Raw genomic sequence first — 14,448 nt, 5'->3', positions numbered from 1 at the left:
CTCACCGAAGTGAGTCGGGGTATCAACATATCTGGCGTTGACTTTTGGCACGCTGTTGAGTTCTCAAGGAACGGACGCTTCCTTTGTACTCACCCGCAGAACATTTTCTGGGGCTTTCCTCCGGGCGCTTCCCTTCGGTGTTTCTTTTGTTCTTTGTTCTTGCGTTTCCGACTCTATCAGACTCTTTCGTGTCCGACTTCCTCGGTGCCTTTCCGGTTCCCGCTCCTGCCTTTCGGCTTTCGCGTTTCCCTTTCCGGCGGTTCCGACTTTATCAGAAGTTCTGAGTCGGAATTCCCGCCCCGCTCGGGTCGTCCCTGGGCACCTGAGTGCGCCGGGCTTCCCTCGCTGGCGGAGCCGTAAACCTAACGGAGCGGGGCGCCCCGATGCAAATCGAGGCGCCCCGCTCCGGAGCTCACGCAGTCGAGAGGGTCAGACCTCGACGACCACGGGCAGGATCATCGGCCGTCGGCGGTAGTTGTCCGAGACCCATTTGCCCAGCGTGCGGCGGATGAGCTGCTGCAGCTGGTGGGGTTCGACGACGCCGTCCTGGGCCGACTTGTCCAGGACTTCCTGGATCCGGGGCATGACGGCATTGAACGCAGAGTCGTCGATGCCGGAGCCGCGGGCCTGGATGGTCGGGCCGCTGGTGATCTTGCCGGTGCTGGAGTCCACCACCACGAAGACCGAGATGATGCCCTCGTCGCCGAGGATCTTGCGGTCCTTCAGTGCGGGCTCGCCGACATCGCCCACGGAGAGGCCGTCCACATAGACGTATCCCGCCTGGACCTTGCCGACGATCTTCGCCTTGCCCTCGACGAGGTCGACGACGACGCCGTCCTCAGCGATCACGATGCGGTCGTGCGGGACGCCGGTGAGGGCGCCCAGCTCGGCGTTGGCGCGCAGGTGGCGCCATTCGCCGTGGACCGGCATCAGGTTCTTGGGCTTGCAGATGTTGTAGAAGTACAGGAGCTCGCCCGCGGACGCGTGGCCCGAGACGTGCACCTTGGCGTTGCCCTTGTGGACGACGTTCGCACCCCAGCGGGTCAGGCCGTTGATCACGCGGTAGACCGCGTTCTCGTTGCCGGGGATGAGGGACGACGCCAGGATCACCGTGTCGCCCTGGACGATCCGGATCTGGTGATCGCGGTTGGCCATGCGGGACAGCGCGGCCATGGGCTCGCCCTGGGAGCCCGTGCAGACCAGGACGACCTCGCTGTCGGGCAGATCGTCGAGCGTCTTGACGTCGACGACCAGGCCCGGCGGGACGCGGAGATAGCCCAGGTCACGGGCGATGCCCATGTTCCGGACCATCGAGCGGCCGACGAAGGCGACCCTGCGGCCGTACTCGTGGGCGGCGTCCAGGATCTGCTGGATGCGGTGCACATGGCTGGCGAAGCTCGCCACGATGATGCGCTTCTGGGCACCGGCGAAGACACCGCGGATCACGTTCGAGATGTCGCGCTCGGGCGGGACGAAGCCCGGCACCTCGGCGTTCGTCGAGTCGGAGAGCAGGAGGTCGATGCCCTCCTCGCTCAGCCGCGCGAACGCGTGCAGGTCCGTCAGACGGCCGTCCATCGGGAGCTGGTCCATCTTGAAGTCGCCGGTGGCGACGACCATGCCCGCGGGGGTGCGGACGGCGACGGCCAGGGCGTCCGGGATGGAGTGGTTGACCGCGACGAATTCACAGTCGAACGGGCCGAGGTGCTCGCGGTCGCCCTCGACGACCTCGAGCGTGTACGGACGGATCCGGTGCTCCTGGAGCTTCGCCTCGATCAGCGCGAGGGTCAGCTTGGAGCCGATCAACGGAATGTCCGGCTTCTCGCGCAGGAGGTACGGGACACCACCGATGTGGTCCTCGTGCCCGTGCGTGAGCACGATGCCCTCGATGTCGTCGAGGCGGTCCCTGATGGACGTGAAGTCCGGCAGGATCAGGTCGATTCCGGGCTGCTCCTCCTCGGGGAAGAGCACTCCGCAGTCGACGATCAGCAGGCGACCGTTGTACTCGAAGACGGTCATGTTGCGGCCGATCTCACCGAGGCCGCCGAGCGGGGTGACCCGCAGGCCGCCCTTCGGGAGCTTCGGCGGGGCGCCGAGTTCAGGATGCGGATGACTCAAAAGACTCTCCTCACCACGCGCGCCACGTACCTCCAGGGCACGTGGCGCGTATGACGTTCGTGCATTAGCAGTTGTTGTGTGGGGTGCGGGCTGCGGTCGGCTTGCGACGCGCCCGCGGTTTTCCGCTTATTCAGTTGTGAAGTCTGTGGCTACAGCTGTACCCCGCCGGCCGCGAGATCGATCTTGAGCTGGGCCGTCTCGTCGGGTGACAGTTCCACCATCGGGAGGCGCAGCGGGCCCGCGGGGCGTCCCTGGAGGGCCAGTGCCGCCTTGGTCGTGATCACGCCCTGGGTGCGGAACATGCCGGTGAAGACCGGGAGCAGCTTCTGGTGGATCTCCGTGGCCTTCTGCACGTCGCCCGAGAGGTGCGCCTCGAGCATGGCGCGCAGTTCCGGGGTGACGACGTGGCCGACGACGGAGACGAATCCGCAGGCGCCGACGGACAGGAGGGGGAGGTTCAGCATGTCGTCGCCGGAGTACCAGGCGAGGTCCGAGCGGGCGATGGCCCAGCTGGCGCGGCCGAGGTCGCCCTTGGCGTCCTTGTTGGCGACGATCCGGGGGTGCTCGGCGAGCCTGACGATCGTTTCCGTGTTGATCGGCACGCCGCTGCGGCCCGGGATGTCGTACAGCATGACCGGCAGCTCGGTGCTGTCGGCGATGGCGGTGAAGTGCCGGAACAGGCCCTCTTGCGGGGGCTTGTTGTAGTACGGCGTGACCGTCAGGAGGCCGTGGGCGCCTGCCTGCTCGGCGGCGCGGGCGAGCTCGATGCTGTGGCGGGTGTCGTTCGTGCCGACGCCAGCGACGATGTGGGCGCGGTCTCCGACTGCGTCCAGTACGGCTCGTACGAGCTCGTTTTTCTCCGCGTCACCGACGGTCGGGGACTCACCGGTGGTGCCGTTGATGACCAGGCCGTCATTGCCTGCGTCCACCAGGTGGGCGGCGAGCTGCTGCGCGCCGTCGAGGTCAAGTGCGCCGTCCGCCTTGAAGGGCGTGACCATGGCGGTGAGGACCCTCCCGAAGGGGGTCTGCGGAGTGGAGGTCGGAGCCATGGGTAACACGCTACTCGCTGCTCAGCGCGGGGTCGCCCCTCGGGGGATGTGTGCGGACCTGACAAGTGTGGAGCCCGGCACTGCCTGCTCGGGGGTTCAAGCAGTGCCGGGTCCGTTTGATCAGGCTAGATGAACTTCACGAAGTGTCGCAATCCGGACACTTCACTCGGCGCATCCGCACATCAGTGCCTTACGGCGCCACACGTCCGTTCTTGTTGAAGGCCGCATGGGTGAGAGGCATCAGCTCGGCCCACTGCTGCTCCATCTTCTCGCCGACCATCTCGATCTCCCGCTGCGGGAAGGACGGGACCTTGGCGAGCTCGTGCTGCGTACGCAGACCGAGGAAGTGCATCAGCGAACGCGCGTTGCACGTCGCGTACATCGAGGAGAAGAGGCCTACGGGGAGCACCGCGCGGGCGACCTCGCGGGCGACGCCCGCGGCGAGCATCTCCTGATACGCCTCGTACGCCTGGCGGTAGGAGTCCTCCATGACGCGGCCCGTGAGCTCCTGCTGGGCCTGGCTGCCCTCGACGAAGACGTACTTCCCGGGGCGGCCTTCCTGGACGAGCTTGCGGGAGGCGTCGGGGACGTAGAAGACCGGCTGGAGCTCCCTGTACCGACCCGATTCCTCGTTGTACGACCAGCCGACGCGGTGCCGCATGAACTCGCGGAAGACGAAGATGGGGGCGCTGATGAAGAAGGTCATCGAGTTGTGCTCGAAGGGGCTGCCGTGGCGGTCCCGCATCAGGTAGTTGATCAGGCCCTTGGAGCGCTCCGGGTCCTTCTGGAGTTCTTCGAGGGACTGCTCGCCCGCCGTGGAGACTCGGGCGGCCCACAGGACGTCGGAGTCGGTGGCGGCGTGCTTCACCAGCTCGACGGTGACCTCGCTGCGGAAGCTGGGCTTGAGGTCTTCGGTGGGGGTCTCGCTCACAAGCGGGGGTCCTTCCATGTGCATCACTCGGGGCGGCGCCCACTCTATGGCCAGGCACTGACAATCGGCCGTTCGGTGACCCGCCACGACATTCTTCGACTAATTTGCCGAAACAGGGCACCTTTTGGGCGATTCGCGCGTCTATCCAAGTAACAGAGTTCACAGAGCTCGGTTCGAGACCCGTGAGGAGAAGCGCGCCCCATGTTCCGTCGGCGAGAGCCCGTCCCGTTCGCCTTCATCGCCGAAGCCGACAAGTTCCGCAGTAACGTCACTCCCCCGCCGCGCGAGCGTGCGTCGGCCAGTCAGATCATGGGCCGCACGCTCATCGGTCTGACCGTCGTGGCCGGTCTGGTGGGATCCCTGCTCTTCGGGATGCCCGCGATGTCGGCCGATCAGTCACCCGCACACAACCAGCAGTCGGAAGCATCCGAAGGCCGCTGACCGGCGCGGAGCTCCATCGTCCGGCACTGACTCGTCCGGACCCCCAAGGGTGGTAGCAGGGAGCACGGCTCGATAGCCTCACCGGGCACAGCCCATGTGTGGATTGAGTGAGGATCAGCCCGTGCCCCTGCCCTTCCTGACCGCGGACCGCGCCTTCGACGACGCGGCGGACGACGCCGCGCTGCCTTTCGACGACCGCGATCACTGGCGTCGGCCCTACCGGCCGGGGCCCTGGCGCGTGGGTGCGGGCGCACTCCTGCTGCTGCTCGCCTCGTTCGTCCTCTTCGCGGCCGTGATCATCGCGTTCGCGGACTCGCTCGCGGGCGCCGCCATCTGCGCGGGGCTCGCCGCCCTCATCATCGTGAGCGCCCTCCGGCTGCTGCGCATGGGCACCTGGGTGAGCGCCCACGGGCTGCGCAGGGTCGGCTTCCTGACGACGCAGACGGTCGCGTGGGCACAGATCTCCGCCGTACGGACCGCGCAGCAGCCGGTGCGCTGGCTGGGGCTCCCCCGCACGGTGCAGGGGCAGGCGCTCGTTCTCGTACGCCGTGATCAGCAGTCGGCCGGGGTGCAGCAGCCGCTCCTGACCGACCGGAACGCGGACTTCCTGGCGCGGCACGAGGCGTTCAACCGCGCGGCCGACTCCATCGAGGTGTGGGCCGACGAGTACCGGCCCACCGCCTGACCGGTCTGCTCCGTCTGCTCAGCCCCTAGACGTTCACCGGTCGGCCCGCGTGCAGGGCGATGGCCCGCTGCATGGCCTTCCGCGCGCGGGGCGTGTCCCTGGCGTCGTGATAGGCGACGGCCAGCCGGAACCAGCAGCGCCAGTCGTCCGGCGCGTCCTCGGTCTCGGCCTTGCGGCGGGCGAAGACCTCGTCCGCCGAGTCGCGGTCGATGCGGCCCGCCGGAGTCCGCTTCAACTCGTCCACCGGAAGGCCGCCTTCGGCCTCCAGCTCGGCCGCGAGGCGGTTGGCGCGCTGGACGAACTGGGTGTTCTTCCAGAGGAACCAGATGCCGATGAACGGCAGGATGAGCACCGCGATGCCGAAGGTGACGGTGAGTACGGTGCCGTGCTTTATCAGGAGCACGCCGCGGCTGCCGACCAGGACGAAGTAGACGACCAGGACGGCAGCCGTGACGGCATAAGTGATCTTTGCGCGCATGTCTCTCAGCTCTCGGGTCAGCCGAGATCCAGGAAGTGTTCCAGGCCGAACGTGAGGCCCGGAGTGCTCACCACGCGGCGAGCGCCGAGCAGGATGCCCGGCATGAAGCTGCTGTGGTGCAGCGAGTCGTGGCGCACGGTCAGGGTCTCGCCCTCGCCGCCGAGGAGGACCTCCTGGTGGGCCAGGAGGCCGCGCAGGCGCACGGAGTGCACCGGCACCCCGTCGACGTCCGCGCCGCGGGCGCCGTCCAGGGCCGTCGACGTGGCGTCGGGCTGCGGGGCGCTGCCCGCTTCCCTGCGGGCCTCGGCGATGAGCTGGGCGGTGCGCGTGGCGGTGCCGCTGGGGGCGTCCGCCTTGTTCGGGTGGTGCAGCTCGACGACCTCGACGGACTCGAAGTACGGCGCCGCGAGCTGCGCGAACTTCATCGTCAGGACGGCGCCGATGGAGAAGTTCGGAGCGATGAGCACGCCCGTCTCCGGGGACGCGGCCAGCGACGTGCGCAGCTGCGCGAGGCGCTCGTCCGTCCAGCCCGTCGTGCCGACGACCGCGTGGATGCCGTGCCGTACGCAGAAGTCGAGGTTGTCCATCACCGAGTCGGGGTTGGTCAGCTCGACCGCGACCTGGGCGCCGGTCTCCGCCAGCGACTCCAGCTTGTCGCCCCGGCCGAGGGCGGCGACCAGTTCCATGTCCTCGGCGGCCTCGACGGCCTTCACGGCCTCGGAGCCGATGCGGCCCTTGGCGCCGATGACCGCCACGCGCAGCTTGCTCATGTCCTTGATTCCTTAAGGGAGTTGGGCCCTCGGGCGGCCTAGGCGACCGCTTCGTGGAGGCGGGCCGCCTGCTTGTCCTTGAGCGGGCCGATGGCCGACAGGGACGGGCGGTGGCCGAGCACGTCGCGGGCCACTTCGCGCACCTCGTCGGGGGTGACCGCGGAGATCCTGGCCAGCATGTCGTCGACCGACATGTGCTCGCCCCAGCAGAGCTCGCTCTTGCCGATGCGGTTCATCAGGGCGCCGGTGTCCTCCAGGCCGAGCACGGTGGAGCCCGCGAGCTGGCCGATGGCGCGGCCGATCTCGTCGTCCGTCAGACCGTGCTCCGCGACCTGGTCGAGCTCGTCGCGGCAGATCTTCAGGACGTCGTGCACCTGGCTGGGGCGGCAGCCCGCGTACACACCGAAGAGGCCGGTGTCCGCGAAGCCCGACGTGTACGAGTACACGCTGTAGGCCAGGCCGCGCTTCTCCCGTACCTCCTGGAAGAGGCGGGACGACATGCCGCCGCCCAGTGCCGTGTTCAGCACGCCCAGGGCCCAGCGCCGGTCGTCGGAGCGGGCCAGGCCCGGCATGCCGAGGATGACGTGGGCCTGCTCGGTCTTGCGGTTGATGACCTCGACGCGGCCCGAGGTCCGCAGGGTGCGGGAGCCCTGGCGCGGGATCATCGGGGTCGCGTCGGTGTGCCGGAGCGCGCCTGCCTTCTCGAAGGCGGCGCGGACCTGGCGTACGACCTTGTTGTGGTCCACGTTGCCCGCGGCGGCGACCACGAGGTGGGTCGGGTCGTAGTGCTTCTTGTAGAAGCGGCGGATGCGGTCCGCGTTGAGGGCGTTGATCGTGTCCTCGGTGCCGAGGACCGGGCGGCCGAGGGGGGTGTCGCCGAGCATCGTGTGCGCGAACAGGTCGTGCACGCAGTCGCCCGGGTCGTCCTCGGTCATCGCGATCTCTTCGAGGATGACGCCACGCTCGGCGTCGACGTCCTCCTGGAGGATGAGGGAACCCGTCAGCATGTCGCAGACGACGTCGATCGCGAGGGGCAGGTCCGTGTCGAGCACGCGCGCGTAATAGCACGTGTACTCCTTCGCCGTGAAGGCGTTCATCTCGCCGCCGACCGCGTCGAGCGCGGCGGAGATGTCCAGGGCACTGCGCTTCTTGGTGCCCTTGAAGAGGAGGTGCTCCAGGTAGTGCGTGGCGCCGTTCAGGGAGGGCGTCTCGTCGCGGGAGCCGACGTTGGCCCAGATGCCGAAGGTGGCCGAGCGCACGGAGGGCAGGGTCTCCGTGACGACGCGCAGGCCGCCGGGGAGGGTCGTCCTGCGGACGGTTCCGATGCCGTTCTCGCCCTTGATCAGGGTTTGGGTACGGGCGACGGCCCGCGCCTCCGAAGAGGTGCGGGCCGTCGTCGTGGTGCTACGCGACGTCACTTGTCGGTGTCGTCCTTCTTGTCGTCGTCCTCTTCACCCTCGATGACGGGGATGAGGGAGAGCTTGCCGCGGGAGTCGATCTCGGCGATCTCGACCTGGACCTTCTGGCCCACACCGAGGACGTCCTCGACGTTCTCCACGCGCTTGCCGCCGGCGAGCTTGCGGATCTGCGAGATGTGCAGCAGACCGTCCTTGCCCGGGAGCAGGGACACGAACGCACCGAAGGTCGTCGTCTTCACGACGGTGCCCAGGTAGCGCTCGCCGACCTCCGGCATGGTCGGGTTGGCGATGCCGTTGATCGTGGCGCGGGCGGCCTCCGCGGCCGGACCGTCGGCGGCACCGATGTAGATGGTGCCGTCGTCCTCGATCGTGATGTCGGCGCCGGTGTCCTCCTGGATCTGGTTGATCATCTTGCCCTTGGGGCCGATGACCTCACCGATCTTGTCCACCGGGATCTTGACGGTGATGATGCGCGGCGCGTTCGGGGACATCTCGTCCGGAACGTCGATCGCCTCGTTCATCACGTCGAGGATGTGCAGACGCGCGTCGCGGGCCTGCTTCAGCGCGGCGGCCAGGACCGAGGCGGGGATGCCGTCGAGCTTGGTGTCGAGCTGGAGCGCGGTCACGAACTGCTTCGTACCGGCGACCTTGAAGTCCATGTCACCGAACGCGTCCTCCGCACCGAGGATGTCGGTGAGGGCGACGTAGTGCGTCTGGCCGTCGATCTCCTGGGAGATCAGACCCATGGCGATACCGGCGACGGCGGCCTTCAGCGGCACACCGGCGTTCAGCAGCGACATCGTGGAGGCGCAGACCGAGCCCATGGACGTCGAGCCGTTGGAACCGAGGGCCTCGGAGACCTGGCGGATCGCGTACGGGAAGTCCTCGCGCGAGGGGAGCACGGGCACGATCGCACGCTCGGCGAGCGCGCCGTGGCCGATCTCGCGGCGCTTCGGCGAACCGACGCGGCCGGTCTCGCCGACCGAGTACGGCGGGAAGTTGTAGTTGTGCATGTAGCGCTTGCGCGTCACCGGGGAGAGGGTGTCGAGCTGCTGCTCCATGCGGAGCATGTTGAGGGTGGTGACGCCCAGGATCTGGGTCTCGCCACGCTCGAACAGCGCCGAGCCGTGCACGCGCGGGATGGCCTCGACCTCGGCGGCCAGCGTACGGATGTCCGTGACGCCACGGCCGTCGATGCGGACCTTGTCCTTGATGACGCGCTCGCGGACCAGCTTCTTGGTCAGCGCGCGGTAGGCACCGGAGATCTCCTTCTCGCGGCCCTCGAACTGCGGGAGCAGCTTCTCGCCGGCGATCTCCTTGACGCGGTCCAGCTCGGCGTCGCGCTCCTGCTTGCCGGCGATGGTGAGCGCCTGGGCGAGCTCGGTCTTGACCGCGGCGGTCAGGGCCTCGAGGACGTCGTCCTCGTAGTCCAGGAAGACCGGGAAGTCGCCGGTCGGCTTGGCGGCCTTCGCGGCGAGGTCCGACTGGGCCTTGCAGAGGGCCTTGATGAAGGGCTTCGCGGCTTCCAGACCGGCGGCGACGACCTCTTCGGTCGGGGCCTCGGCGCCGTCCTTCACCAGCTGGATGGTCTTCTCGGTGGCCTCGGCCTCGACCATCATGATCGCGACGTCGCCGTCCTCGAGGACGCGACCGGCGACGACCATGTCGAAGACGGCGTCCTCGAGCTCGGTGTGCGTCGGGAAGGCGACCCACTGGCCCTTGATGAGCGCCACGCGCGTGCCGCCGATCGGGCCCGAGAAGGGCAGGCCGGCCAGCTGCGTGGAGCAGGAGGCGGCGTTGATCGCGACCACGTCGTACAAGTGGTCGGGGTTGAGCGCCATGATCGTCTCGACGATCTGGATCTCGTTGCGCAGGCCCTTGCGGAAGGAAGGACGCAGCGGGCGGTCGATCAGGCGGCAGGTCAGGATCGCGTCCTCGGAGGGGCGACCCTCACGACGGAAGAACGAACCGGGGATCTTGCCTGCGGCGTACTGCCGCTCCTCGACGTCCACCGTCAGGGGGAAGAAGTCGAGCTGGTCCTTGGGCCGCTTGGAAGCGGTGGTGGCCGACAGCACCATGGTGTCATCGTCCAGGTACGCCACGGCGGAGCCGGCGGCCTGCTTGGCCAGGCGACCCGTCTCGAAGCGGATGGTGCGGGTGCCGAACGTGCCGTTGTCGATAACAGCCTCGGCGTAGTGGGTCTCGTTCTCCACTGTTCTCCTACGTGTCTACGTTTCGTCTTCGCGCCCCTGGTCCCGTGTGGACCGGAGACGGTGTCCCGTGCATCCGCGTTCATCGCTCGTGCTGCGTCTGCTGCGTCTGCCGCAGCCGCGTCCATGCGTCCTGCATGGACCGGGACCGGGTGGAGAAGCGCGCCGTGTGTGCGGGCCGGTCTTCGATCGAAGCACCCGGAGATGTCTCCCGGGGGCCACTACCGAGGACCGGCGGCGGCTGGGTGCGCCTCTCCCTCGTGGGGGTTTTCGTTCTCGCGCCCCGGGGGCTTTCCCGCCCTCGGGGACGCGCGTGTGTCACCAGACTACAAAGTGTCGGCGGCACCGCGCATGTACAGCAAAGGGAGCGGCCCCCTTCGAGTGCCTCGAGTGGGAACCGCTCCCTTCACCATGTCTTACTCGGTCCTGCTTGGTCTTACTTGGCGCCGGCCGCACCGCGGCGGATGCCCAGGCGCTCGACCAGCGTACGGAAGCGCTGGATGTCCTTCTTGGCCAGGTACTGCAGCAGGCGACGACGCTGGCCGACCAGGATCAGCAGACCACGACGGGAGTGGTGGTCGTGCTTGTGCGTCTTGAGGTGCTCGGTCAGGTCCGAGATACGGCGGGAGAGCATCGCGACCTGAACCTCGGGGGAGCCGGTGTCGCCCTCCTTCTGGCCGAACTCGGTCATGATCTGCTTCTTCGTAGCGGCGTCGAGCGACACGCGTACTCCTCGTGATGTCTTCGAGTGCCTCCGAGTGCCCCTGGTCTCAATCTCAGGGAAGCTTCCGTGACTCGGGAGGCGGGGATGAGCCGTCCGGCGCGGGTCCGGGTCCTGGTGGGCCCGGGGTCCGGATCCCTGGGGATTCGGAGGTGCGCATACAGACGGTCGTTTCACAGGGTACCAGTCGGCTTGTGGGGGGGTTTGGCCGGGACGGGGCGGCCCCGGAGCCGCCGTCAGTGGCTGCTCGCGAATCCTCTCATCACCAGTTGGTGCGGATCGTCGTCCTTCGCCCGCTCTACGCCGGTGGTCGCGAGGAAGATCCTGCCGCGTTCGTAGACCACGTCCGGTGGGTCGACGGCGGTCATCTCCGGCATCTCGGCGTTTCCGAAGAGCAGCAGGAGGCTCTCCTTGCCCGAGTCCGGATCGAGGCTGACGGCCGCGGAGGGCGCGCTTGCGGCTTCCCTGTACGCGATGACCCGGTCGCCGCTCATCCGCAGCGGGAACATGGGGCGCCCCGGCTTGGCGTCGAATTTGCGCACGCCGTTCCCGGTGTCCAGGTCGAAGGCCACGACTTCGTTGGATGCATGGCCCCAAGAGGTCTCCGGGGAGAAGTCGCGCGGCCTTGTCGACATGTAGAGCTGCCGGTCCCCGACGACCACCCCTGTGCAGAGCTCCACCTTGGCGGCGAAGGTCCCGTCGCAGCCGTGTACGTAGCGGTCTTCCTCCAGCCGGATCGTGCTCCGCTGCCTGCCACGGTCAGTGAGGGCGATCAAGGTGGTGACCTGTATGTCTCCGGCCGCGACCGCGATGACGGGCGGCTTCGAGGAAGCGATCCTGACGCCCTGGACGCCCGGGGCGACCTTGTACGTCCACAGGGACTTGCCCGAGCGCGGGGCAATCTTCTGCACGCGGAACTCGGGATCAGTGGCATCCCCGCACTTCTTCAGGACGAGCAGACCGCGGCCTCCGGCGAAGCCGAGGTCGGCGCAGTTCGAGATCGTGGTGTCGACCCAGAACCGCCTGCCGCTGGTCATGTCGTACGCCACCGAGGCCTGCCCTGTGGCGGCGACCACGGCGCCCCGCGTCATCGTCACGTTGACGTCCATGGCTGAGGCACTCTCACCGGGCAGCTTCTTGTCCCAGAGCTTCCTGCCCGTGTCCACGTCGAACACAGCGATCCGGTCGCAGGCCACCGTCGTGCTGTCCTGCCCCTTGTCACCCTTCGCCGGGCGCTGCCCCGAGTAGGCGACGGCGGTCCTGCCGTCCACGCTGACGTGCCGGGTCACCGCGCAGACAGGCCCGCGGAACTTGATCTGCCACGCCTCTTCGGAGTCCTTCGTCCTGATGCCCCTGACGACGTTGCCGGTCCCTTTCGCGACGATCTTGTCGGTCGCCCACAAGCCGAGCGTCGAGGCTTGCTCACCCTCCTTGAGCGTCTTGGCCGTGTACTCGGCGGTGGTGCCGCCCTCAGGGGTCCTGGGACTCTTCTCGACCGTCTCCCGGATCGCGTCGGGAGGCTGCCCGGCCGACGCCGGCCGCGCATCCGATACGTCATCGCCGCTGGTCCCCCAGAGCGCCCAGGCGCCGGAGCACAGCGCCGCGACCAGAGCCAGGAGTACGCCGACGACGATCGACGTACGCCTCTTCTTTCCCTCGGCTGCCGCGACCGCGGACTGGGTGAAGCGGGACGGGGGCGGTCCGAAGCTCACGCTGACGGGGCCTCTCTGAAAGGTGAAGTAGGTGCGGCGTGGCTCATCAGCTGGTCATGGCCCTGGCCTCGGCGTACACCTCGAAAACCGCGAGGGTCAGCGGCACCAGGGTCAGCAGGACGAGAGACTCGGCGATCTCCAGGGAACGGCCCCAGAACGGAGTCACTCCGGTACGTGAGGCGACCAGGCCGATGCCGATGACCAGGGCCGCCGCCAGCGCGATCGCCGCGACGAGCCAGATGGTCCGCAGATCGAGGGCCGCGCTGTCACCGGCCGAACCGCCGGGCAGGTCGAGGCAGAGGCCGATGCCGAGCAGGACGAGCGCAACCAGGCCTGCGGCCAGCACGGCGGCAACCTGAGCGGTGTAGCGGAACAGGTGCGCCCGCATCAGCATCGCGATCCCCGTGGCCAAGGCCAGCACCTGTCCCCACCTGTCGCCGGAGAAGCTGAGGACCGCGGTGGAGCCGATCGCCACGACCGCGCAACCGCCGACGAGCCCGACGAGGAGTTCCTGACCACGGCGGGCCTGGGCCGCGATGCGCTCCGCGTCGACGGGCTCCTGCGGGGCCGGGTCCGTCCCGTAGCTGCCACGCGTACCGTGCGGAGGCTCGAAACCGATGGGCAGACGGGCGAACCGCATGGAAAGACCGGGCAGAAAGGCGAGCGCCCCCACGGCCACCGGAGCGCACAGGGCAGCGGTCTCGACAGGTTCCAGCTGCCACAGCGCCGCGAGGAACACGGCGAGCAGGCCCACCGCGGAGGCGAAGACGAAGGCGACGAACGGACCGACGCTGCGCGGCGAGAGCAGGCCGAGGATCACGGCTGCCGTCAGGACGGCGGCGCAGGCCAGCAGGAACTGCAGCCTGCCCACGCCCTCTCCGTCAGCCGTCGGGAGCAGGCCGGAGCCCGCCACCGCCACATTCGGCAGCGCGCCGAGGCCGAGAGCGAGGGCCGAGGCCCGGTCGTCGTACACGCGCGCGCGGACGGCGGCGAGCGTGAGCAGCAGTACGCCCGCGACGGCGGCGAGGATGCCCGGCAGTCCATGCATGTCGTGGCGCGGATCGGCGGCCCACGCCACGTAGGCGAGGAGTGTCGACAGGACGGTCCCGCCGATGAGTCCGGCGCCGCGCGTCAGGTCGCCGGTCCACAGCACGCGGTCGCGGGTCACCGCGGATGCGACGACCTCGGACACATCGTCGAAGACGGCGGGCGGCAGCGATTCGGAGAAGGGGCGCAGCGTGAGCAGTTCGCCGTCGAGGATGCGCTGGGCGGCGAAGGTGCGGGCGCTGTCCAGGACGGCGCCGTCACGTCGCACGAGGTGATAGCCGACCGGTGCGCCCTCGGCCGGCTCCTGCCGGGAGAGCCGCAGGATCTCGGGGTAGATGTCGGCGACAGGGACGTCGTCGGGCAGTGCCACGTCGATGCGGCTGTCGGGCGCAACGATCGTGACCCGGCAGAAGCCGAAGGCCGTGCCGGTGCCGGCTCCGGAGCCGTGTCCGGATGAGCCTTCAGGCGGGTTTCCGCTGCCCGGCCGCCCGAATCCGGTGGCCGTCGTGGAGGCCGTCGTGCTCACCTGCTGCTCCCCCTCAATGCTGATGCCGGTGTTGCTGCCGGTCACGGTCAGCTCCGGTGCCCGTGTTACTGATGTGGCAACCGCGCCTGTTCACCGACTGTGTCGTATTGCGCCGCACGTCGCGGGAAAACCGACCCACCTGGCTGATTCTTGGACGGCGCCCCCACCACGTACCACGAAATGGCCCCATTCTTCGGCCAGTTGACACCACCTGTCACTGGCCGAATCAACCGCCGCTCGTGTGCACATCCGGCACCCTATCCCCGGGTGGTGACTACCGGTATCAGTAGGATCACACGGCGATCGCATCGCCCGGCCATCCGGGCGGCGAACGGAACGCCCGCC

At 68.4% G+C, this 14,448-nt stretch carries 12 protein-coding genes; 2 read left to right on the top strand and 10 right to left on the bottom strand.

Annotated elements, in window-relative coordinates:
• Positions 1-429: 429 nt before the first annotated feature.
• The 3 genes from AC068B_RS30190 to thyX all read right to left on the bottom strand — a co-directional run bounded on the left by AC068B_RS30190 (position 430) and on the right by thyX (position 4,095).
• Complete coding sequence (locus AC068B_RS30190) at positions 430-2,115, bottom strand: ribonuclease J (RefSeq protein ID WP_356257575.1); 1,686 nt, start codon at positions 2,113-2,115, stop codon at positions 430-432.
• 149 nt (positions 2,116-2,264) lie between these two features.
• Complete coding sequence (gene dapA / locus AC068B_RS30185; protein ID WP_356257572.1) at positions 2,265-3,164, bottom strand: 4-hydroxy-tetrahydrodipicolinate synthase; 900 nt, start codon at positions 3,162-3,164, stop codon at positions 2,265-2,267.
• Positions 3,165-3,354: 190 nt separating this feature from the next.
• Positions 3,355-4,095, bottom strand: coding sequence for an FAD-dependent thymidylate synthase (gene thyX, locus AC068B_RS30180; protein WP_306333382.1), 741 nt, complete (start codon positions 4,093-4,095; stop codon positions 3,355-3,357).
• Between the two features lie 201 nt (positions 4,096-4,296).
• Here thyX and AC068B_RS30175 point away from each other — a divergent pair, with 201 nt between their 5' ends.
• Positions 4,297-4,536, top strand: coding sequence for a hypothetical protein (locus AC068B_RS30175; protein WP_356257569.1), 240 nt, complete (start codon positions 4,297-4,299; stop codon positions 4,534-4,536).
• 121 nt (positions 4,537-4,657) lie between these two features.
• The gene (locus AC068B_RS30170; protein ID WP_468557692.1) at positions 4,658-5,221 is read left to right on the top strand and encodes a hypothetical protein; all 564 of its coding nucleotides are present in this window, start codon (positions 4,658-4,660) and stop codon (positions 5,219-5,221) included.
• A 25-nt stretch (positions 5,222-5,246) separates the two neighbouring features.
• Here the strand turns inward: AC068B_RS30170 and AC068B_RS30165 are convergent, their stop codons facing one another.
• The 7 genes from AC068B_RS30165 to eccD form a co-directional block, all read right to left on the bottom strand.
• Complete coding sequence (locus tag AC068B_RS30165; protein ID WP_478674739.1) at positions 5,247-5,699, bottom strand: hypothetical protein; 453 nt, start codon at positions 5,697-5,699, stop codon at positions 5,247-5,249.
• Between the two features lie 17 nt (positions 5,700-5,716).
• Positions 5,717-6,469 carry a 4-hydroxy-tetrahydrodipicolinate reductase gene (gene dapB / locus AC068B_RS30160; RefSeq protein ID WP_478674738.1) on the bottom strand — a complete coding sequence of 251 codons (753 nt, stop codon included), beginning with the start codon at positions 6,467-6,469 and terminating at the stop codon, positions 5,717-5,719.
• A gap of 38 nt (positions 6,470-6,507) precedes the next feature.
• On the bottom strand, positions 6,508-7,887 hold the full coding sequence (locus tag AC068B_RS30155; RefSeq protein ID WP_356257558.1) for a M16 family metallopeptidase: 1,380 nt from the start codon (positions 7,885-7,887) through the stop codon (positions 6,508-6,510).
• Positions 7,884-10,100 carry a polyribonucleotide nucleotidyltransferase gene (locus AC068B_RS30150; protein ID WP_478674737.1) on the bottom strand — a complete coding sequence of 739 codons (2,217 nt, stop codon included), beginning with the start codon at positions 10,098-10,100 and terminating at the stop codon, positions 7,884-7,886. Before AC068B_RS30150 ends, AC068B_RS30155 begins: the two co-directional genes overlap by 4 nt.
• 433 nt (positions 10,101-10,533) lie before the next feature.
• The gene (rpsO, locus tag AC068B_RS30145; RefSeq protein WP_356257552.1) at positions 10,534-10,821 is read right to left on the bottom strand and encodes a 30S ribosomal protein S15; all 288 of its coding nucleotides are present in this window, start codon (positions 10,819-10,821) and stop codon (positions 10,534-10,536) included.
• 233 nt (positions 10,822-11,054) lie between these two features.
• Entirely contained in the window at positions 11,055-12,530 is a 1,476-nt protein-coding gene (locus AC068B_RS30140) for an outer membrane protein assembly factor BamB family protein (RefSeq protein ID WP_478674736.1), read from the bottom strand.
• Between the two features lie 46 nt (positions 12,531-12,576).
• Positions 12,577-14,103 (bottom strand): type VII secretion integral membrane protein EccD, encoded by a 1,527-nt coding sequence (gene eccD / locus AC068B_RS30135; RefSeq protein ID WP_478674758.1) that lies wholly within the window; start codon positions 14,101-14,103, stop codon positions 12,577-12,579.
• Between the last annotated feature and the right edge of the window lie 345 nt (positions 14,104-14,448).

This window comes from Streptomyces sp. NPDC042371 (genome assembly GCF_056437465.1).
This window is presented reverse-complemented; position numbering and strand designations above follow the sequence as displayed.